The following is a 22,758-nucleotide window of genomic DNA, read 5'->3' on the forward strand; positions in this document are numbered from 1 at the left end:
GACAAGCCGTAACACTTTGTCTCATTTCCCCACAATCTACTGGTTTTTCTGTAAAAAAGCCCGTATCATAAAAAAGCTCACTTCATCAGGCAGAAGCTCTTTGATTGGTGTAAGTCTATCAGTATCGGCCTTTGCAACGGCTTCCGCAATAATAGATACAAATTCGGATGGGATAAATTGGTCCCAATCAATAGCAAACCCTTCGTCAGAACATTTAACAAGATGACTTTCAATCGTCCTCGTCGACATCCCACGTCTTTCCGCGATCTCCTCAATATTTAACCCTTCCTGTAAAAGGGCGTATGTTGCGTGGTGACTTTTCTCCTTTTGCTTTCCTTCCTCAGAAACAGAACTTGGCCTTGAACTTTCCGCATTAAATTTAAAACTATCCTTAATCCCATTTTGTTCGCGATAAGCTAAAATAACCGTTAAAAAGGCACTGCCATATTGCTCAAGCTTTCTTTCCCCTACCCCTTTTATTTGCAGTAATTCATTGTCGGTAGTAGGCATTCTTATACTCATCTCCTGCAAGGTTTGGTCAGAGAAGATAATGTACGGAGGAATTTTTTCAATTGAAGCAATCTCTCTTCTTAACTGCCTTAAATCCTCAAACAATGGATTATCTTGAGCCAGCCGTTTCACTTGAATCTTTTCCTTCTTAAACACCTTCTCCCCGCCGATTAAAACATTAATCCCTTTATTTGTGATCATTAAAACCGGATAAGCACCATCTGTTGGCCGTAAATATCCTTCCGCTGTTAAATAATCAATAAACTCATTAACATCTTTTTGCGTTTTTTCCCTCATGATGCCGTATGTGGAAAGCTGATGGAAACCGAAGCTATTAATTTTCTTATCATTGGAGCCTGTTAAAACCTTTGTAATAAAGGTTTTTCCAAATCGCTCATTCATTCGCTTTATACAGGATAGAACCATTTGCGCATCTTCTGTCACATCTACTTGCTTACGATCATCTGTGCAATTTCCGCATTTCCCGCAATTACAAGCGTTTACTTCTCCGAAATATTGCAAAATATATTGCTGGAAGCAGGTCTCCGTATGACAATAGGAAATCATCTTGCGCAGCTTGGAATATTCATATTCCTTCCTCTCTATATTCATATCAGATTGGTCAATAAAAAACTTTTGAATATGAACATCCTGAGGAGCAAATAAAAGAATGCACTCGCTCTCCGAACCATCTCGACCTGCACGGCCAGCCTCCTGATAATACGATTCCATATTCTTTGGAATATGATAATGGATCACGTATCTAACATTCGATTTATTGATCCCCATGCCAAATGCACTTGTTGCAACCATAACGGTAATATCATCATATATAAATTCCTCTTGATTTCGGTTTCGCTCTGTCTCTGACATGCCTGCATGATATTTCCCAACCCGAATGCCAAGATTATTTAATTGATGGTATAACCGCTCCACTTCTTTTCGTGTTGCAGCATACACAATACCTGCCTGGTCCTCATTTTTTTGAATATACTCTTTTAAAAACAGATCCCGATCCTGCCCTTTAATCACTTGAAATGCTAAATTCTCTCTTCCGAATCCCGTTAAAATAACGTTAGATAAAGGAATATTTAATAAATCACAAATATCCTCCTTCACGTTCGGTGTAGCCGTAGCAGTTAGAGCTAAAATAATTGGTTTCGGATAGATTTGCTGGATTAGTTTTTTAATAAGTAAATAGCTTGGGCGGAAATCATGTCCCCATTGCGATATACAGTGGGCCTCATCGATAGCCAGCAAAGACACATTTACTCTATTGAGAAGTTCAATAAATGCCGGTGCTTCTAATCTTTCCGGAGCAATATAGACTAGTTTATATTTCCCTGCTTCCATCCCTTGTAAACGTTCATCCATTTCACTTCCGGTTATAGAGCTGTTGATAAACGTGGCGGGAATACCTGCATTTGTTAGGGCGTCGACTTGATCCTTCATCAAGGAAATGAGAGGAGAAATAACAATTGATACACCTGGAAATATTAACGCGGGAATTTGATAGCAAATGGATTTTCCACCGCCTGTTGGCATAATGGCGACGGTATCCTTTCCGTGCAGAACTTGATCAATAATAGTCTCTTGGCCTTTCCTAAATTCAGTATAACCATAGTAGGATTGAAGAATGTCTTTTGCTTTTGATAACAATATGATGGCTCCTTTCGAGGATTTTTTTTAGAAGGATAAGGTGGGACGATGAAGATAAGGAAGTTAATTAGATTATATTAAATGGTTTTATAAATTGCTAGAAAAAATAAACGATTTTTTCACTTTACAAAAAAATATAAGAGTGATGAAATGGTCACCCTTATATTTTAGAGAATTCCACAAGGAAGTTTAATGACAACATCTGTTCCTAGTCCCTCTTGGCTGCGAAACTCGAAAGAACCTTTATGGTCCTGTATAATTTTACAGCTAATCGTAAGGCCGAGCCCCATACCTTTCTCTTTTAAGGTAAAAAATGGCTCACCGATTTTCTTCAATCTTTCAGGGGGAATTCCCATTCCTTGATCAGAGACAATCACCTGAATTTTGTCCATTACCTTTTGACATGATATATTAATTAACCCACCACTTGGCATTGCATCCATTGCATTTTTTAAGAGATTAATAAATACTTGAATAAGGCTATTACGATCTCCTTCAATTTTGTATTGGTCATTTGCTGCCATGACAATTTGAACATCCTTTAATAAAGCTTCCGAACGCATAATATTAATAGCATACTGCAGGATCTCGTTTAAAATAATGGTGGACATTTCCCTGCTTTGCGGTTTGGACAGTGCTAGCAGTCCACCAGCAATTTGATTAATTCGGTCTATTTCAGATACCATAACTTTGGCATATTCTTGTGTTACATTTCCAGATTCATGCATTAATTGGGTAAGTCCCTTTATACTCGTTAACGGATTGCGAATCTCATGGGCAATCCCTGCGGCAAGCTCCCCGACTACTGAGAGTTTTTCCCTCTTAATTAATATTGATTCGGTTACTTTTTGCTGAGTAATATCTCTGCCGATCGTTAATAGTCCTTTTCTTGATCCATTTTCATAATAAAGCGGAATTTTGATAACATCAAAGCTTTTAAGCTCTCCGGAAGGCACAACAAAGGATTCTTCTAATCTTGTTAATTTTCCAGCATTCCATACTTCTTCATCCGATAGGTAGCAGGTTTTAAAGCCTTCCTTGAAAAAAGGTACTAATTCTGCCAGCTCCAAATCTGATTTTCCATAATAATCGATATTCTCTAAATGATATAGCTTCCTACCAAACTCGTTTACTTTTCTCCATCTGGACTCCCCATCTTTAAAACAAATAAAATCAGGAGTAGCCTGCATCAAGATAGACCACTTTTCTTCTTCCTCTTCAAGATTGCAATATTTTTTATAAAGAAAAAGGTACCGATATATCAAAAACAATACCATTCCTAGCAAAAGACATAATAAAAATATCGTAACTTCTATAAACCAATTAGTATTTCGGTAAAAAATAGAAAAGATTATTTGACAACCTAAATCAATAAATAAAATAAACAGATATATTCCCCAAAAAGTGTTAAAGTTAATTATTCTATGATTCCCCATAAAAAGTTCCTGTCCCTTTTTTATATACCCTATGAATTTCATTCTACCATAAAGATATAAGTAGAAAATAAGTTTTCTATTTCGAAAAAAAATGACGTTCGCTATCGTCTGAACGTCATTTTTATCATTATTTTAATTTCGTTTTTAGTTTATCCAGCATATCTACTGTCATTTTTTCTAAATCATATTCCGCTTTGAAGCCCCATTCTTCCATTGCGGCAGTCGGATCGATGGAATTTGGCCAGCTATCTGCAATGGTTTGTCTTGCTGGATCGACATCATAGCTCATTTCAAAATGAGGAATATGCTTTTTAATTTCTGCAGCGATTTCCTCTGGAGCAAAGCTCATTGCTGTAATATTAAATGCATTACGATGTTTTAGCTTTGCAGAATCTGCTTCCATTAAGTTAATAATAGCATTTAATGCATCCGGCATATACATCATATCCATTTTTGTTCCTTCTCCGATGTATGATGTATATCGTCCATTTCTAATTGCTTCATAGTAGATTTCTACCGCATAGTCAGTAGTTCCGCCGCCTGGTTCTGCCACATAGGAAATCAATCCTGGAAAGCGTACTCCTCTTGTGTCTACACCAAATTTATAAAAATAGTAATCACATAATAACTCACCGGATACCTTGTTCACCCCATACATAGTTGTAGGACGTTGAATCGTATCTTGAGGTGTTTGATCTTTTGGAGTCGTTGGACCGAAAGCACCGATGGAACTTGGAGTGAAAAATTGACATTTTAATTCTCTTGCCGTTTCTAAAGCATTAACTAGTCCACCCATATTCAAATTCCAAGCTAATAACGGATTTTTCTCGGCTGTCGCTGATAATAAGGCAGCCAGATGGACAATGGTGTCCACCTTATATTTACTTGCCAGCTCATGCATTTTACCTGCATCTGTTACATCTAGAATTTCGAACGGTCCTGCTTTTACAACATCGCTGCCGTTATCGCGGATATCTGTTGCAATAACATTATCCGCACCGTAAATACCGCGCATTTTCGTTACTAATTCAGTTCCAATTTGACCTAATGATCCGGTCACAAGTATTTTTTTCACGATGGAATCCCCCTGTACCTATAGCTCATCTAGTTGTATGATCAAATGTACGATTATTTTTTAAATCAAGCCCATTTCTTTGCCTACTTTTTCATATATCGAAATTGCTTTATCCAGCATTTCCTTTGTATGTGCGGCTGTTGGCATGTTTCTTACACGGCCGGTGCCTTGTGGAACGGTAGGGAAGACGATGGATTTCGCATAAACGCCTTCTTCGTAAAGTCGTTTACTAAACTCTTGAGTTGCTTTTTCCTCCCCGATAATGCAAGGAGTGATTGGAGTTTCACTATCACCGATATTAAAGCCAAGATCTTTCAAGCCTTTTTTCAAATAGTTTCCGTTTTCCCATAGACGGTCATTAAGCTCTGTGCTGCTCATTAATAGCTCAACCGCCTTTGTTGCAGCCACAACATCTGCTGGAGTTAAAGCAGTTGAAAATAAAAATGGACGTGAACGAACCTTTAACCAATCAATTAAGTTTTTCTTCCCTGCTACATAACCACCAACAACACCAATGGCTTTTGATAGCGTTCCAATTTGGAAATCAACCTTGTCTGCAAGTCCGAATTGCTTAACAGTCCCTGCTCCTTTACCGGTTACACCAGAACCATGAGCGTCATCCACATACGTAATTAAATCAAATTCTTCTGCAATTTCTATGATTCCCGGCAGGTTCGCAATATCCCCATCCATAGAAAATACACCATCTGTAATCACCATGATTTTATTGTATTGGCCGGATTCCTTTGCTTCTTTTGCCTTTTTGCGTAAATCCTCCATGTCAGAGTGGTTGAAGCGAATGATTTTAGCTTTGGAAAGACGGCATCCGTCAATAATAGATGCATGATTCAATTCGTCAGAAAGAATCGCATCATTTTTATCCATTACAGCAGAAATAGCTGCCATATTACAATTAAACCCTGATTGATACGCAATCGCAGCCTCGGTACCTTTAAACTTCGCTAAAGTTTCTTCTAACTTAATATGAAGATCCAATGTACCATTGATCGTACGTACAGCTCCCGCGCCAACCCCATATTCTTTAATGGCGTTGATTGCAACCTCTTTTAACCGTTCGTCCGTTGCTAAGCCTAGATAGTTATTAGAAGAAAGATTAATCAGTTCTTTCCCTTTTATTTTTATAACCGGACCATTTGCACTTTCCACTACATCGATTTCATTATAAAGACCCTTGCCCCTTAAATCCTCAAGATTTTCTGTTAAAAAATGATCTAATGTATTGCTGGACATTCGTTATCCCTCCATTGGAAAATGTAAGCGTTTTATACACAACTGTCCATTTCAGGTGGACATTTACTTATCTTATAATGCTTTGTATATATACTTTATCACAAAAGTTTATTTTTGTTTATATGTGGAGGACAATATTTTTCTTCCATTGTTTATTTTTATTATTTCCTTTGTTGTATTAAAAAACAAAAAAAATTATCCTCTCATTAAAATGAAAGAATAATTTCTAATACATTATTGCCATAGAATCTTAAATTTCGTACCACCTTTCATAAAAGGCAATAAAACTAAGTCCTCCGATATGATTTTCCCGATAACATTTACTTTCTCGTCAGCATGTAAACTACGTTTTGTTATTTGAATTTCCCCTTTATAACGCCCGTAGTTTACGTTATCTATTGTTATAGACCCTAATTCACGTTTAATCGTATTGAATGGCTCAAGCGATTCCGTGCCAATTAAACCATATTCACGGGATTCCATTGACCTTATACAATCTCTTGCTGAATCCCAGCGATTTGTGTGCACTGATTCTAAGGAATGTAGAATTTTTTCATCTGATGTATTAGCATTAGCGCGTAACAACAAATATCCATCGTTGCAGTATGACTGAAACTGTTCTAGTGATTTTTCACTTAATTCAAAATCACCTACTAATATTTTATCCATATTTTCATTTTCTTTTAAATCCAAAAAGGCTGAAAATGGAGTTTGATATCTATGTTCCTCTAAAGTAGGAAGCCCCTTATAAAGCGGTCCTCTAAGCTTTCCATCTCCAGGTATAAATGCCATTGTTTTTATCCCTTCCAATTTCAGCCATTGGTTTTTTTCTCTAAATTCTAAACGATCGAGTCCGGTTTCGGGGCGAGGGTAATAATTATGCCACGCTTCAACAGAATCAATATTTAAATCCAATGATTTTAATCGTGCTAAAGATTCCTTTGTTAAGGTGCTTGCATTTAAAGCTACCTTCATTTTTTTAGATAAATCAACAATATCCTTTTCGCTAATACCATAATCAACTCGTAAACCCGTTAATCCCCAATTAAGAAGCTCATGGGCGGAATCCCAAGTGTATCCTAAATAATCCATAGATTTAGGAGAAATATCTGCAATAAGTTCCATACCCTTACTTTTCGCAATACTCCCCAGTTCTAATAATCTCTCTTTATAAACAGAAGGGTTATCTTCCGGGATATGTAAGGAAGTAAAAATAGACTGAAATCCTCTTTCATATAGTTGAAGAATATACTCTCTTTGATTTTCAATAGGTTCGGAGAGATAAACGGAAAGCCCCAACATTTTATACCATTCCTTTCATAGACAAAAAGGGAGGATTACTCCCCCCTTTCATTGTTTTTAAATCTCATCTGCCATTTCTTCTTTGAATCCAAATAGGTAAGTAAATAAGAAACCAAATGCATATGCAATCAATAATCCTATTATATACAACAAGTATTTATTATCGACAATTAGCATCGTGAGGGAAATACCCGATACCCCAATACCACCAGCAGCTGTTTTCACCACTGCTTGGAATGCACCACCGACTGCGGCACCAAGACAAGCGGTAATGAAAGGTCGACCAAGCGGTAAAGTGACACCATATAACAACGGTTCACCGATACCAAGTATTCCTGCTGGAAGACCACCTTTAATGATGTTTTTCAATTTACGATTCTTTGTTTTAACAAAGATAGCAAGCGCTGCACCTACTTGACCTGCACCAGCCATTGCTAATACCGGTAAAAGTGCTGTACTTCCTGTCTTTTGAATTAATTCCATATGAATTGGCGTTAATCCCTGATGTAAACCAACCATAACAAGCGGCAGGAAGAAACCAGATAGTATGGCTCCCGCTACAACTCCGCCAAAATCTAAGATAGCATTAATTGCACTAGTAATTCCGTCTGATATTACACCCGCTATAGGCATTACGACAAATAATGATAAAATTGCTACAACCAGAATAGTAATAAGCGGTGTGAAAATAATATCGATTGAATTAGGCATAATCTTTCTTACTTGTTTTTCCACAAATGTCATAAGCCATGCTGCAAAAATAACTCCGATTAATCCTCCACGGCCAACTATTAAGGCATGACCAAAAATATGAATATCTACTAATCCCGGATTGAATAGCAACATACCTGCAATAGCACCAAGAACCGGTGTACCGCCGAATTCTTTGGCTGTATTCCATCCTACTAGAACTGCTAAATAAGTAAAAATACAGCTACCGAGAAGTAAGAGAATTTGCATCCAAGTAGCAGTCGGATCTACCCCTGCATTTTTAGCAAAGTTAGCAATACCATTTACAATACCTGATGCTACTAGTCCTGGAATTAGTGGGATAAAGATGTTTCCTATTTTACGCAATAAATTTTTAACTGGAGTATTATTTTTTTTCTTAATGCTAGCCTTATTTATTTGCGCTCTTTCTTCAAGCGTCATGTCACTGGCAGCTGCTACTTCGCCAATTGCTAATCCTGTCATATTACTTAAAACATCCGATACTTTATTTACCGTTCCGGGTCCGACAACTATTTGTAAAGTCTCGTCTTCTATTACTCCCATAACCCCGTCTATCTTTTTCAGACCCTGAATATCGGCTTTACCCTCATTTTTAAGATCCAAACGAACACGTGTCATGCAGTAGGCGATCTTTCTTATGTTTTCCTTTCCTCCTACATGCTCTAAAATTCCTTCAGCAATTTGTTGTTCTTTCTTCATACTCTCTCCCCCTTGCTTATAAAGCTTTTCTTATAAATCCATTTGAGAGTTTTAATTTCTCTAATGCTTCCTTATAAGAACATTGAAGTAAAATCATGATAATCGCCGCTTTTACATTATGTTGTGCATCTTCAAAATACTTTTCAGCTGTATCATAATCAACATCCGCAGCCTGCATAATAATCCGCTTAGATCGCTCCACTAGCTTGTAATTGGTAGATTGGACATCCACCATTAAATTCTTATACACTTTCCCAATCCCTATCATTGACGCAGTGGAAATCATGTTTAAAATCAGCTTTTGCGCTGTTCCTGCTTTTAATCTAGTAGACCCGGTTAAAACCTCCGGACCTGTTTCCACTTCAATTTTTACATTTGCAAATTTACTAATTTCGGAGTTCTTATTACAGCTTATACTTACTGTATTTGCCCCCACATGACCAGCGTATTTAAGAGCTCCAATAACATATGGAGTACGTCCGCTCGCAGCAATTCCAATTACAGTATCTTTCTCTGAAACATGAATACTCTTTAAATCGCTTTCTCCTAAATCTTCATTATCCTCCGCACCTTCAACCGCTTCTGTAAACGCTTTCATGCCGCCGGCAATAAAACCTTGAACCATTTCAGATGGTGAACCGAATGTAGGTTTACATTCAACCGCATCTAAAATCCCTAGTCTGCCACTTGTACCAGCACCAATATAAATTAATCGACCTCCTTCTTGAAAAGACTGGATTACATTTTGAACGGCTTCTTCAATACTATGAAGTTCCATAGCAACTGCTTGAGGTACTGTTACGTCTTCCCGATTCATCGCTTCCAAAATTTCATGAATCGACATGACATCAAGATCCATGGTGCTACTGTTACGCTTTTCTGTTGTCAGTTTTTCAAGCATAAAACCATCCTTTAAAATTTTATTTCACACTTTTATTTTATAGCACCGAAATAAAATGTCAACGAAATTTTCATTTATCGTGAATCAAAATTTCATTTATCGGAAAATAAATGTAACTCCTTTGTATGAAGGGCTACCTTCTGAGACGAACAGCTTCTTCCCTCGCCATATGATAACGATTCACTAACTTCTCCCCAATACTATTAAATACACTCAAATATAATGTATCAATGATGTTTAATTGCGTCATCCGGGAGGCGATCGTTCCTATTCGAAAATCCTGTTCAACATTTGGAGTACATAAGCGAATATCAGCTTCTTTATAAAGCGGTGACTTATCAATGTTTGTAATGGCAATTAACGTTGCACCATTTTTCTTTGCAAATTGCGCAAGCTCTATTACGTCTTTCGTTTTTCCAGACATACTAATTGCTACAAAAATATCTCCCTTTGATAAGTAAGGAATCAACGTAATTAGATAATGAAAATCATGAGTCATAATCGAATGGAAACCAAGTCTTGTGAATTTATAATGGCCATCGAATGCAGCTGTAGCGGAACCTCCTACACCAAAAAAGATAATTTTATTTGCACCTTTGATGGATTCTACTGCTTTGTTTAATTCATTTTTATCTAAGGATGCTAATGTGGACTCAATAGCATGTTTATTTACATAGGTTACTTTATGAAACAAATCATATGGAGAGTCTTTTTTTTGTAAAATGGAGAAGTCTGTAATGTCTGTTTCGGACAAAGTTAAATCTTTCACTAGTTCTAGCTTAAAAGATTTAAAGCTTTTCATTCCAATTGATTTACAAAATCGTACTACACTTGCCTCACTTACTCCCGTTTTTTCAGATAGATCCTTTGTTGTCATATTAGGAACTAATTTTGCATTTTCTATAATAAATTTACCTATTTGTCTCTCTGCTTCCGTAAGTTGATTTAATTGATTCTCTATTTTCGTTAGCAATGAATTCATTGGTGCAACCCCCGTAATAAAACATTTTTCATAAGAAAAGCGCAAGCGCCTTGCTCATCGGCGTACGGATTTCGTAGTCTTCGACTGAGATAAAGGAAACACAGTGAGGTAGTTCACGAACTGATGTTGACTTATCGTAGGGAGGAGACGGAGAAATCCGCTAGCCGATAGGCGCTGGAGCTAGACAAGATTAAACTTCTTAAATTATTTAGATGTTGAAAAATTTTATACTTTCTTATCCTTAAAAAATACCCACTAAAGTAGATCAAATGGTTCTTCCGATTTGATTACTCTAGTGGGATTATATCATTTACTCTACGTTATTATCGATAACTTTGTTCTTTTATCTGCATCTCCCGAACCGCTTCTCGAATCCTCTCGACCGCAAGCTTCAGACGGTCCCTCGGACAGGCAATGTTCATGCGGAGAAAGGATTCTCCGCTTTTTCCGAATTTGTAGCCCTCATCAAATTTAACTTTAGCTTCTTTTAAAAAGTATTGGAATAATTGTTCACCTTTAAGTCCTAATTTCGAGCAGTCCATCCATATGAGATGGGTAGCTTCTGGATGAATAAGCGATATTTCCGGGATATTGGTCTTGAAATACTCTTCGACAAACGTTAAATTCCCTTCTAAATATCTTAATAGGTCTTCCAGCCAATATTCACAGGATGTGTATGCTGCGACAGTTGCTTCTACTCCAAACACATTCGGCCTCATCATTCCAAATTGAAAAAGTTTCTTTTGATATTGTTCCCTTAATTTGTCGTTAGGGATCATGATGATAGATGTTTGTAATCCAGCGATATTAAAGGTTTTACTAGGAGCTGCACATAGAATGCTCCGGTTTTGAATATCAGGATTCACGCTAAATAAGGGCAAATGGCGGTTTCCTTTATAGACAAGATCTCCGTGCATTTCATCCGAGATAATCCAGACATCATGTTTTAAACAGATTTCTGCTATCTTTTTTAATTCTTCTTCGGTCCATACTCGTCCTACCGGATTATGCGGACTGCATAAAATCATTGCCTTTGCCAATGGATCACTAGCTTTTTCTTCGAGATCAGCAAAATCAATTTCATAGTGCCCATCTACAAACAGAAGTGAATTTGTAACGATTTCACATTGATGGTTTTCAATACTGCTATAAAAAGGATAGTATACCGGCTCCTGGACGATTACTTTATCTCCAGGCTTCGTTAATACTTGAAGAAGCAGATTCATTCCGGGTATAATTCCCGGGCTGAAACAAATCCAGTCCCTTTCAATTTGCAATTGAAATCGCTTTTTCCACCACTTTATGATAGATGTATAATAATTTTCACAAAAAGTTGTATATCCGTAAATTCCGTGTTTTGCCTTCTTTTCCATGGCTTCAATAATTTCCGGGGCCACTTGAAAATCCATATCTGCAATACACATTGGAATTACTTCATCATCTGCCATTGACCATTTTACTGAATGGGTGTTCGTTCTCTCGATGCAATCATTCCAATTCACTCTTGTTCCTCCTATACTTTGTCTTCATTACCTCTACTTTAATATAGTTGTGTGAATTTTGAAACCTCTCGATGAACTTATTTAAAAATATTTAATTACTTGAATGCCGATGAGTTTTTTTTCTTTTTTTTAGTCACAATCATCAAACGGAAGCACATATATACTTCCTTTTGTTGTGCCGGAATTCGGAATCCCTAAGTCTAGCAATAATCGACGAATGGTTGATTCTGAAGAAATCTGTAAGAATTCCCTCGCCTCTTTATTGGTAATGTTCGGTTGGAATAATAGATAAAAGTCTTTTAATGTTTCTGTAAGCGCAATTTTGGAAAAGTGGCCACATTGCGGACAATTCCATTTCCTTCTTGTTTTCTCCATCGGTAAATGAAAACATTGTGGACAGTGGACACCCGTTTGCTTCCAAAATAAATAATTCAGGCAGTTCGAGAATTAATTCAGTCACTAGTAAAAACCCACTTTAATTGTTGGCTCTCTTACCGTTTATTTTGTGTACACATAAGGCAAAAACAAGAGTGACTCGAACTAGAGTCACTCTTGTCTCAATTATTATTCAAGCATTTGAATTCCAGCATTTATTTCTTCATAAATCTCTTCAACTATAGAATAATCCATAGCCTCGATATAATATTTTTCCAGTTCATCGTGGAGGGCCTTTGCTTGTGCTAAATAAGCAGTACCTTCTTTCATTTTATCTTTATATCGTTTATGCACATCTTTTATTTCTATCGCGTATTTTTCGTCCGTTCCCGGGGTTACTGCTGCTAAATATAAATCAACAATTTCATCCCCTTCGCGATCTGGGAAATACTCATGAGGGTCTGTACTGTCAAAGATAGCAACTCCTAATTCTCTTATAATCACCATGTCTAAACTGTGAGGATCAAATCCACAGTGGTAGATTTCCGTATCGAACCCTCTTTCTTCCGAAACCGCAGCGATTTTTTTCAATAGAGTTGATTTTCCTGTTCCAGCACGACCTTTAATAAAATATCTCTTCGTTAAACCTTCCGTTAAATTTGCAATAAAATCTACAGCCCCTTTTGGTGTCGCTGCTCCTAGGAAGCGATCGCGAACAATGGCTTCTTTATCTCCTATATGGTCTGAAAAAATTTTATCGACTAGTTCCATAGTTAACTGATTTGCTTTTTCAAAATTCATTTCTTTAATATAAATTTCCTCTAAATCATCGTGTTCCCGCAATCCTTGTGAAAATGAATCATAAGCGGATTGGAATTTACCGCTAATTTCCTTTTGAATGTCTACAATTTCCTCTTTGTGTTGCATAAGATAAGCGCTATTCCACGCACGACCTAAATTAATGTATTCCTCTATCGCTCCTGGAGCTAATGGTTCAATGACATGGGGTGCTGTTCCATCGACAACTCCCACTTTCAACGATGGAATAATGACACCATCAATCGAATTATTATCGGATGAACAATGAATTAACTCTATGGAATACCCCTTTTCTCCCCACTCTGCTGCAAGTCTTTTCATTAAGCTGGATTTTCCTGTTCCGGGTCCGCCTTTAAGAATATAGAGACGATCAAGGCCTTTTAAATTCGAATCGAATAAATTATAAAATCCTCTGCCGGTATTTCCGCCTGCATAATAATTTAGAACCTTTCCTGTCATACCTTTACACTCCTCTTACAGTAATCGGATTAAAATCAGAAATAACTACACATTAGCCTATGCAACTTTGAAAAATTGGTTACTTAGCCCAATACTGTATTAGATTCATTGATAGTACAATGTTTATTGGCCTATACTATAGGTGGAAGATTTATAGGGGGAAAAAGAAAGTGAACACAAAAAAGAAAAAGATGCTCTATTTTTCGATTGTTATAGTCGCCTTTGCGCTATTCATATTTTTATTTATCAAACCGGATACAACGAAATCTCAGCATAATACTCAATCGACACCAACCCTGTTTGTGCATGGTTTTAAGGGTGGCCCAAGATCCTTTAATTTCATGCTTGAGCGATTTCAGAATCAGTACCATTGGGGCAAGAAGACGATGGTTTGTGAGGTGGATAAAAATGGTCATCTCCATATTTACGGTGGAATACCTACCTATTCCAAAAACCCTTTTATCCAAGTTGTGTTTAAAAATAATCGTGCCAGCATTCAGGATACGACCAATTGGTTAAAGGAAATTATGACCGTCTTGAATCAAAGGTATAATGTAAAGGAAATCTATGTGGTTGGGCATTCCATGGGTGGACTTGTTTTAACTAATTTCATTGAGCAGTCTAATGGGCAATATCCGGAAGTGCAAAAGCTTATTACCATAGGCAGCCCTTTTAAGGGGATTCAAAAAGAAACTTACTATCAAAATGTCCATAATACAGGTCCTGCTATTTTCGATTTGAAGTCCCATTCACCATTTCTCCAATCTCTTGTTTCCAATAGGAATACTTTTAACCGACATATTCAGGTTCTATCCATTGCAGGGGTAGCAAAAGATCCTGAAGATGGGGATGGTGTTGTTTCTTTAAATAGTGCACTAGGACTTCAAGATATAGTTCCAAATAGCAATTTTCACAAAAAAATCATCTACGATCCTCATGCAACGCATAGCGGCTTACATGAACACCCGATAGTGGATCAATATATTGGGGAGTTTTTGTGGGGATATTAAGAAATACGGAAGCGCCTTGCCCATCGGCGCACGGATTTCGTAGTCGCTCACCTCGAGATAAAGGAAACACAGTGAGGTAGTGCCCCACTTTTATACACTTATCTTCCAAAAAAATAAGCGGAGACAATTCCCCGCTTATTGTTACTTTTCTAGTTCGTCCAATTGTTTATTAAGCTTGCTTAATTCCTTTTCAATATCTTCCAGTTGCTTTTCTAATGGAGATAGATTTCCTTTCACAAACTCCAGCTTTTCTAAATCATGTTGCAGCCTTACATAGTCTGCCTTTAGATCTTCTATCTTATATTCAAGTTCTTTTCGATTCACTTTTTTACACCTCAAATAAAATCATTTAAATTTTTCCACGCATATGCCACTTCTAGTATACCAGTATCTCCTATCAATTGCTCTCCAATAACCTCGCCGCCATGACGCTCATAAAATTTTCTAGATTCATTGTCTTTAATAACCCATGCCATTACAGAGTGGATATTATGGTTTGATAGATGCTCTATTACTTTTTTAAAAAGCAACGTACCGATTCCTTTTCTCTGAAACGATTCCAAAATATAAAGAGTGTATAATTCCCCCTCGATTTGGAAATTGTTTGTTCGTTCGACACCGCATTCAGCAAATGCAACGATTTCCCCTTCCTCCGTTTCCGCTAAATAGCATTGGTATTTTTCATTCCTATTCTCAAGACGCGGTCTCCAGTTGCTTAACACTTTTTCATATGTTCGATTTGTTAGAGTTTCTTCTGAAAATATACCGGAATAGGTTGTCTTCCAGCTTTCATAATGAACCCTTGCCAACCCCTTTATATCTTCTATTGTTCCAATCCTAATTTTCATCCCCCAAACCCCATTTCCAAATGATTAATTACCAGAATTATAGCATTAGAAAATTGATGCTAAAATCAAAAAACAGCCTATCTAAATAAGATAAGCTGTTTCCACTAACTTTATTGCCTATTTCCCTGCTGATGGGTTTTATAATTAAGCTTCTACCGCCTGTTGTTTTGGTTCATGAAATACATTCGTATCAATTTCTTTCGTTATCTTACCAGTTAAAACTCCTGCTGTCATACTGCCGCTTACATTCAATGCAGTACGGCCCATATCAATTAATGGTTCAACAGAAATAAGTAAACCGACAATCGCGATTGGCAGATTTAAAGTTGACAATACAATTAAGGCAGCAAATGTTGCACCACCGCCAACACCTGCAACACCAAACGAGCTAATAGCCACTGTTAATATCAGTGTAATAATAAAGGTTGGAGATGTTGGATCAATTCCTGCAGCCGGTGCTACCATAACGGCTAACATCGCTGGGTAAATTCCCGCACAGCCATTTTGACCGATGGATAATCCAAAAGAAGCAGCAAAGTTGGCAATGCCTTCTGAAACTCCAAAATCCTCTGTTTGTGTTTTGATATTTAATGGCAATGTCCCTGCGCTTGTTCTGGATGTAAAGGCAAAGGATAAAGTTGGCAATGCCTTGCGTACATATTGAACAGGGCTCAGTTTTGCAAGTGATATTAGAATTAAATGAATAATAAACATAATAATTAATGCCACATAAGAAGCAATAACAAACTTTCCAAGTTTTACAATAGCACCATAATCACTTGTTGCAGCTACTTTTGTAATTAGAGCTAAAATTCCATACGGTGTAAGGCGGAGAACAAGAGAAACCACCCTCATAACAATGGCGTATAACGTATCTATAATCTTTGCAAAAAATTCACCTTGCTCAGGATTTTTTCGTTTAACCCCAAGATAAGCAATCCCTACAATAGCTGAGAAAATAACAACAGCAATCGTAGAAGTTGGGCGAGATCCTGTTAAATCTTGGAATGGATTGCTTGGGAATAACTGAAGTATTTGCTGTGGTATCGTAGCATCTTTTACCGTACCAACTGTTTGTGCTAATTCTGCGTTTCGGGCTTTTTCCATATCCCCTTGAACTAAATGCACACCGTCAAGATGGAAGCTTAAAGCAGATCCAATCCCAATAGCCGCAGCAATTGCTGTAGTTCCTAGTAAAATACCAATAACTAAGAAGCTAATTTTCCCGATATTTTTAGTCAGATTTAGCTTAGTAAATGCCCCTACAATAGAAATAAACACTAAAGGCATAACAATCATTTGCAATAATTTCACATATCCACTACCAACAATACTAAACCAATCAATAGTATGTGTAGTAATGGATGAGGCAGTACCGTAGATGATATGTATTAACAAGCCAAATACGATACCTAACCCAAGACCAGTAAAGACACGCTTTGAAAAAGAAACATGCTTTTTCTGCATCACAGCCAAACCGACAATGAGTAAAAGCAAAACAACTATATTAATAATAATAAGTAACGAGTTCACTGTTTTTCCCCCTAAAAATTAATAAGAAATACAAGTTCATACTATAATATAATTAATCCAATCAGTCAAGTCGGATTAACACTTTATTATATGAATGCGGATTTCAGATAATGATTAAATATAAAAAGAAAAAAATCAGCCCTCAAGACTGATTTATCCCATCCTTAATAAATAACCTTCCAATTATGATTAACCGTTGCTTTGACTCTCTTTTTCTCTAAAATATAGTTTGCAATAAATTCCGATACATCCGTCGGAATATCTTTTATCACCGGCTTGTTTTTATACATGAAGTAATCTCCGCCGCCACCAGCGCGATAATTATTCATCACCACGTCATATTCCTGCTCGAAACGAACTGGCTGTCCCTTATATTCCAATTTGACAATCCTTTCGCCAATTGGCTTTGAAATATCAATCAAATAGTCAATACCTTCCCACATATCATAATTATAGTGCTGCGGTTTTGGTGTTGAAAAGGCAGGATTCACTTCTATTTCCCCACCTTCATATTGTTTAAAATAGGAAGCGGACCTTTCTAATGCATCTTTCATATCTTGTCCAGTTATTCGGATAACCTTTAAGGTATTCGGATAAATATAATTGGATACAACATCTCTCATCGTCACATTTTCTGGAAATCCTGGTGATATATTATCAAATAAAGCAGTATTAGAAATATCTACTCCAGCTACTTCCATCTGAACACGATTAATAAACTCGATCAATGCATTATCCTTTGTTCTAATTTCCATCGGGTTCCGTACGAGCATATCCCCTTCAATTTTTCCAATTGGCTGATCCAACCATTCCTGTGTATCGTTTTCATATTCCATTACCTTTTCTAGTAGAGCCTTATCAGCTTCTACATCTGCTACGGATAGTAATTCGGAAGACTTCCCAACACAATTCCATCCGTTTTCATCTTTTTCTAACTTTAATGTTACCTTTCCTAGAGCAATTCCATTGTTGCCTGGCTGAACAACGATAACACCGTTAATCATATTCCCGGCAATCTGACGGTGTTGATGCCCGGTTAAAAGAACATCGATTCCTTCTACCTCCATACAAAGCTGGTACCCTTGATTTTCTCCAGTCAATGTTTCAGTCGGTTCTCCGGTCTCTAAATCACATTCAAAGCCGCCATGATAAGCAACCACAACAATATCTACCTTTTCTTCCGTTTTTAATAGGCTAACCCATTTCTTTGCTGTCACAACAGCATCCTCGAACTCCATTCCTTCAATATGCTGCGGCTGCTCCCAATTTGGGATATAAGGAGTCGTGAGGCCCAAAATACCAACTCGCAAGTTTGAATCTAATTCTTTAATGATATAAGGCTTTCCAAAGTATGGTTCTCCGGTCTCCTTACTTATAATATTCGCTGAAAGCCATGGAAAACTAGATTCATTCACTGCCGATGCTAACAGCTCTTTTCCGTAATTAAACTCATGATTTCCGAAAACCGCAGCATCATAGTTCAGTTCATTGGCTAAAATAATCATCGGATTTGGGCGTTCAGATTGGATCCGTGCATAGTGGTACGTCAGAGGTGTTCCCTGAATGAGGTCGCCATTTTCTACTAATAATACATGTGCATGCTTTGCCTTTTCCTTTTTTATTAAAGTTGCTACCTTTCCAAGTCCAACATCAAAGGGTTTATTATTTCCGTAATTGATAGGAAATATATTTCCATGAACATCACTCGTTTCAAGGATGACCAGTTCCATTTTATCCATTATAAAATTCCTTTCTAGACGAACTATTCTATAAACTATTCTAACCTATATTTTACACAAACCACTTTCAAACTACCATCAAAATTGAAGATAGATACTGAAAAACCTATTTCAGTATAAAGAATATTTACACGGTTTTAACAAGCTTTTAAACCTTTATTAATACCCTCTTAATAATTGTCAAATACCTTCAAAATATTTTACCAGAATGCAAATTTTTTGTTTATTTTCACAGAAAAATATTATATGCTTATTTCGTGTTCTAAAAAATATAAACACGGGGGTAAAAGTATGCTTAAAAAGTTTGCTGTATTATTGTTAGCGCTCTCTCTTGCTGCTGTTGCATTGGCTGGATGTGGAAGCTCCAATAAAGCAAAAGATGGAAATGGTGATTTAAAAGAATTAAGAATCGGTTTCGTACCGTCTCAAAATGCTGAAACATTGGAAGCAAGAGCGAAGCCTTTAGAAGGATTACTAAAAAAAGAACTTGGTATTAAAGTTAAAGTTACTGTAACAACTGACTATAACGCTGTTGTGGAAGCAATGAAATCTAAACAACTAGAAATCGGTTTCTTACCACCAACAGATTACGTTCTTGCACATAAACAAAAAGCTGCAAATGTACTTCTTCAAGCGCAACGCTACGGTGTTGACCCTGAAACTGGTAAACAAACTAGCGATCTAGTTGATTACTATTATTCTGGTGTTCTTGTAAGAAATGATTCTGGCATTAAAACCGTAGATGATTTAAAAGGTAAGAAAATCGGCTATCAAGCACCTACATCATCAGCTGGTTTTGTATGGCCTGCAGTATACTTAAAAGAGCATGGCATTGATGCTCTAAAAGATGTTACACCTGTTACACTTCAAGGACATGACAAAGGCGTTATGGGTGTTATGGATAAAAGCATTGATGCGGCAGCAGTATTCGTAGATGCTCGTAATATCGTTGCAAAAGAATATCCTAACATTTATAAAGATACACATTATCTATTCTTAACAGAAAAAATCCCTAATGATACCATTAGTATTCGTCCTGATATTTCAAAAGATTGGGCAGATAAAATTGCTAATGCATTCATTAAAATCGGTAAAGATTCAGAAGGTAAGAAAATCATTGAATCTATCTACACACATGAAGGTTATGTAAAATCTAAGGATTCTAACTTTGATACAGTGCGTAAATATCAAGAACAAGTAGATAAGATTGGTAAGTAAATAATTCTGTAGAAAGCACCGCAAAATAGCGGTGCTTTCATTTTTATATAATCTAAAAGAGGAATGGAGAACCTTGAGATTCTCCATTCCTCTTTTAATTTAGACAATTCTTTTTCGAATCTGTGCCGAAATAATATCTATAATCGTAACCATAATAATGATTCCGTATAAAATAATACCAACACGGCTCCATGAATGTCCATTTAAAGCAAAGACTAACGGAGCACCGATTCCCCCCGCACCTACGATACCAAGAATGGTCGCAGAACGGACGCTAATTTCAAAGCGATACAGAGTATAGGATAAAAACGCCGGCATTACTTCCGGTATAATGGCAAACCACAATGTTTGAAGTTTATTTGCTCCAGAAGCAATTAATGCTTCTCTAGCGCTAAATTCCGTATTTTCAATAGATTCTCCAAAGAGTTTCCCCAGCATTCCTATGGAGTGAAATCCTAAAGCAAGAATCCCAGCAAATGGTCCTAAACCAACAGCTTTAATAAAGATTAACGCCATGATGAGCTCCGGAAATACTCGAATACAACTTAGAACAAATTTACCAACGCTCGAAATAGCACGATTCTTACTCATATTACGTGCACCCCAGAAGGCAAATGGTACACATAATACTGCCGAAATGAACGTTCCCAAAACGGCAATTGCTAATGTTTCAAGTAAGGATCTTAATAAGTCCTCACCTTCTGGATCATATACATATCCCCAATCCGGATGTGCAAAACCATTTAGTATACCTTTAATAGCTTGTTTGGCAGAATCCTTAATTTCTAAATGCGGTGCACCCCAAAATGCCCATACATAAATGGCTACCACTATCGCAAGAATAACCCATTTCATCAAACGTTTTCTTAATGGCTTTTTTATTGTTATTTGGTTCATAGCAACTTCTCCCGTATCTTATTACTAACGGCATCCACAATGACAACCACAACCAATGTGTAAATAATGATTGTAAGTACACGATCGTATTGGAAGAAACCTAACGCAGTATTAAGTACTAGTCCAACACCACCCGCACCTACATATCCCAAAATAGCTGCTGCTCGAATATTGATTTCAAAGCTATATAAGAAAAAGGACATATAATGCGCGGTAACTTGCGGAATAACACCAAAGAATATCCACTGAATCTTATTTGCACCTACGGCTGTCATCGCTTCAAGCGGACCAGGGTCAATCGCTTCAATCGCTTCATAGAAAAGCTTTGCAATTATTCCAAAAGAGAATACAGCGATTGCGAAAATACCTGGTAGTTCCCCAATTCCAAACACAGGTACAAAGAGTGCGGCCAATAAAAGCTCTGGAATCGTACGAATTAAGTTCATTATGAATCTAAAAATTTGGTATACTACTGGAATTTTCACCACATTACTAGAAGATAAAAGTGCAAACGGAATAGCAACAATTCCTCCTAAAGTTGTTCCTAATACTGCCATCCTAATCGTTTCAAGCATTTGATCTGTAATGGAGCCGAAATAACTCCAATCCGGCGGGAACATTTCTTTTATCAGCTCAATAATATTAGGAAACCCCTGCCAAAGAGTAGTAAAAGAGATACCTGTATTAATAATACTCGCCCAAATAATTGCAATAATTAAAACTATCGTTAAGAGAGGTTTGATTTTTGTTTTCTTCGGTTTTACTGTTTCCATTATTCCGTCTCTCCTAACAGCTCGTCCTTCTTGATTTCACGTCCGTAAATTTGAGAGAAAACTTCATCTGTAGCCTCTTCAACAGGACCGTCGTATACAACCTCTCCTGCACGAATACCAATGATTCTAGTAGCATATTGTCTAGCTAAATCCACAAAGTGAAGATTGACAATCGTTGTAATTCCAAGCTCCTGGTTAATCCTCTTTAAATCATCCATTACTTGTCTTGTTGTAAATGGGTCAAGGGACGCTACCGGCTCGTCGGCAAGAATGATTTTTGCCTCCTGTGCTAAAGCACGAGCGATGGATACACGCTGCTGTTGCCCACCCGACAACTCATCGGCACGTGAATACGCTTTCTCTTGAATATTTACACGCCCTAAAGCATTTAACGCTAATTCAACATCCTGCTTTGGAAATAATCCAAGCAATGTACGAATAGTGGAATGATAAGCTACCCTTCCAGATAAAACATTCCGAATAACGCTTGAACGTTTAACAAGGTTAAAATTCTGGAATATCATACCAATGTCCCTACGAATATGACGAAGCGATTTTCCTTTAGCTGCAGTGATAGATTTACCATCAATCATTATTTCGCCTTCTGAAATCTCATGAAGTCTATTAATAGAACGAAGAAGCGTAGACTTACCAGCACCAGAAAGTCCTACAATAACAACAAAATCTCCCTTATTTATTTTAAGGTTTACATTTTTAAGGCCCTTTGTCCCATTCGGATATACCTTTGAAACATTTTTAAATTCTATCATTTCCTCTTGATTTCCCCTTCTCTTAAAGTTATTGTTTGACCGTGATGGGCAGTAAACCCCCACTAAGCATGTTGCTACGGTGGGGGTGTCATCCCAATTTTTTATCTATTTTAATGGAAGCTAAAGAAAAAAATACAAAAAACAACAATTTACAACATTAAATTTACTAAAGAACTCTAGTAAACTCAAGTTAAGATTTTATTTAATTTCAATTTTGTGACGAAAATGTTTCTAAATTTATTATATAATAAAACTCTTAAATATACTT

General features: G+C 36.9%; 19 protein-coding genes. 2 read left to right on the forward strand and 17 right to left on the reverse strand.

Features of this window, described 5'->3' with window-relative positions; all coding sequences use genetic code 11:
- Nucleotides 1-36: 36 nt before the first annotated feature.
- From recQ to AN964_RS19475, 10 genes are all read right to left on the reverse strand, one after another.
- The gene (gene recQ / locus AN964_RS19425; RefSeq protein ID WP_152982434.1) at nucleotides 37-2,175 is read right to left on the reverse strand and encodes a DNA helicase RecQ; all 2,139 of its coding nucleotides are present in this window, start codon (nucleotides 2,173-2,175) and stop codon (nucleotides 37-39) included.
- Between the two features lie 161 nt (nucleotides 2,176-2,336).
- Nucleotides 2,337-3,434: an ATP-binding protein gene (locus AN964_RS19430; protein ID WP_235950718.1), complete on the reverse strand. Its 1,098-nt coding sequence runs from the start codon at nucleotides 3,432-3,434 to the stop codon at nucleotides 2,337-2,339.
- Nucleotides 3,435-3,732: 298 nt separating this feature from the next.
- Nucleotides 3,733-4,680, reverse strand: a complete 948-nt coding sequence (locus AN964_RS19435; protein ID WP_055741479.1) for an L-threonine 3-dehydrogenase — start codon at nucleotides 4,678-4,680, stop codon at nucleotides 3,733-3,735.
- A 60-nt stretch (nucleotides 4,681-4,740) separates the two neighbouring features.
- Nucleotides 4,741-5,931, reverse strand: a complete 1,191-nt coding sequence (locus AN964_RS19440; protein ID WP_055741480.1) for a glycine C-acetyltransferase — start codon at nucleotides 5,929-5,931, stop codon at nucleotides 4,741-4,743.
- A gap of 234 nt (nucleotides 5,932-6,165) precedes the next feature.
- A complete protein-coding gene (locus AN964_RS19445; RefSeq protein ID WP_055741481.1) occupies nucleotides 6,166-7,233 on the reverse strand; it encodes a DUF871 domain-containing protein in 1,068 nt (355 codons plus the stop codon).
- Between the two features lie 57 nt (nucleotides 7,234-7,290).
- Entirely contained in the window at nucleotides 7,291-8,664 is a 1,374-nt protein-coding gene (locus tag AN964_RS19450; protein ID WP_055741482.1) for a PTS transporter subunit EIIC, read from the reverse strand.
- Nucleotides 8,665-8,680: 16 nt separating this feature from the next.
- Nucleotides 8,681-9,565, reverse strand: a complete 885-nt coding sequence (gene murQ / locus AN964_RS19455; RefSeq protein ID WP_055741483.1) for an N-acetylmuramic acid 6-phosphate etherase — start codon at nucleotides 9,563-9,565, stop codon at nucleotides 8,681-8,683.
- Nucleotides 9,566-9,698: 133 nt separating this feature from the next.
- Nucleotides 9,699-10,547 carry a MurR/RpiR family transcriptional regulator gene (locus AN964_RS19460; protein ID WP_055741484.1) on the reverse strand — a complete coding sequence of 283 codons (849 nt, stop codon included), beginning with the start codon at nucleotides 10,545-10,547 and terminating at the stop codon, nucleotides 9,699-9,701.
- A 323-nt stretch (nucleotides 10,548-10,870) separates the two neighbouring features.
- On the reverse strand, nucleotides 10,871-12,049 hold the full coding sequence (locus AN964_RS19465; RefSeq protein ID WP_083489475.1) for a MalY/PatB family protein: 1,179 nt from the start codon (nucleotides 12,047-12,049) through the stop codon (nucleotides 10,871-10,873).
- Between the two features lie 564 nt (nucleotides 12,050-12,613).
- Nucleotides 12,614-13,702: a PRK06851 family protein gene (locus AN964_RS19475; protein ID WP_055741486.1), complete on the reverse strand. Its 1,089-nt coding sequence runs from the start codon at nucleotides 13,700-13,702 to the stop codon at nucleotides 12,614-12,616.
- A gap of 170 nt (nucleotides 13,703-13,872) precedes the next feature.
- Here AN964_RS19475 and AN964_RS19480 point away from each other — a divergent pair, with 170 nt between their 5' ends.
- Complete coding sequence (locus AN964_RS19480; protein ID WP_161809296.1) at nucleotides 13,873-14,712, forward strand: alpha/beta fold hydrolase; 840 nt, start codon at nucleotides 13,873-13,875, stop codon at nucleotides 14,710-14,712.
- A gap of 141 nt (nucleotides 14,713-14,853) precedes the next feature.
- Here AN964_RS19480 and AN964_RS19485 read toward each other — a convergent pair whose 3' ends face one another.
- The 4 genes from AN964_RS19485 to AN964_RS19500 form a co-directional block, all read right to left on the reverse strand.
- Nucleotides 14,854-15,036, reverse strand: coding sequence for an SE1832 family protein (locus AN964_RS19485; RefSeq protein ID WP_055741487.1), 183 nt, complete (start codon nucleotides 15,034-15,036; stop codon nucleotides 14,854-14,856).
- Between the two features lie 11 nt (nucleotides 15,037-15,047).
- Nucleotides 15,048-15,560, reverse strand: coding sequence for a GNAT family N-acetyltransferase (locus tag AN964_RS19490; protein ID WP_055741488.1), 513 nt, complete (start codon nucleotides 15,558-15,560; stop codon nucleotides 15,048-15,050).
- 144 nt (nucleotides 15,561-15,704) lie between these two features.
- Nucleotides 15,705-17,093 (reverse strand): L-cystine transporter, encoded by a 1,389-nt coding sequence (locus tag AN964_RS19495; RefSeq protein WP_055741489.1) that lies wholly within the window; start codon nucleotides 17,091-17,093, stop codon nucleotides 15,705-15,707.
- A 164-nt stretch (nucleotides 17,094-17,257) separates the two neighbouring features.
- Nucleotides 17,258-18,832, reverse strand: coding sequence for a bifunctional metallophosphatase/5'-nucleotidase (locus tag AN964_RS19500; RefSeq protein ID WP_083489477.1), 1,575 nt, complete (start codon nucleotides 18,830-18,832; stop codon nucleotides 17,258-17,260).
- Between the two features lie 291 nt (nucleotides 18,833-19,123).
- Between AN964_RS19500 and AN964_RS19505 the strand changes: the two genes are divergently transcribed.
- Nucleotides 19,124-20,050, forward strand: a complete 927-nt coding sequence (locus AN964_RS19505; protein ID WP_055741491.1) for a phosphate/phosphite/phosphonate ABC transporter substrate-binding protein — start codon at nucleotides 19,124-19,126, stop codon at nucleotides 20,048-20,050.
- A 99-nt stretch (nucleotides 20,051-20,149) separates the two neighbouring features.
- Here AN964_RS19505 and phnE (AN964_RS19510) read toward each other — a convergent pair whose 3' ends face one another.
- Genes phnE (AN964_RS19510) through phnC form a run of 3 tightly spaced genes read right to left on the reverse strand, consistent with a single transcriptional unit; the run spans nucleotide 20,150 to nucleotide 22,490 of the window.
- Nucleotides 20,150-20,947, reverse strand: a complete 798-nt coding sequence (gene phnE, locus AN964_RS19510; RefSeq protein WP_055741492.1) for a phosphonate ABC transporter, permease protein PhnE — start codon at nucleotides 20,945-20,947, stop codon at nucleotides 20,150-20,152.
- Entirely contained in the window at nucleotides 20,944-21,720 is a 777-nt protein-coding gene (phnE, locus tag AN964_RS19515; protein ID WP_055741493.1) for a phosphonate ABC transporter, permease protein PhnE, read from the reverse strand. The genes phnE (AN964_RS19510) and phnE (AN964_RS19515) overlap by 4 nt, the downstream gene beginning before the upstream one ends.
- Nucleotides 21,720-22,490, reverse strand: a complete 771-nt coding sequence (gene phnC / locus AN964_RS19520; protein WP_055741494.1) for a phosphonate ABC transporter ATP-binding protein — start codon at nucleotides 22,488-22,490, stop codon at nucleotides 21,720-21,722. Before phnC ends, phnE (AN964_RS19515) begins: the two co-directional genes overlap by 1 nt.
- Between the last annotated feature and the right edge of the window lie 268 nt (nucleotides 22,491-22,758).

Source organism: Heyndrickxia shackletonii (assembly GCF_001420715.1).
Lineage (GTDB): Bacteria > Bacillota > Bacilli > Bacillales > Bacillaceae_C > Margalitia > Margalitia shackletonii.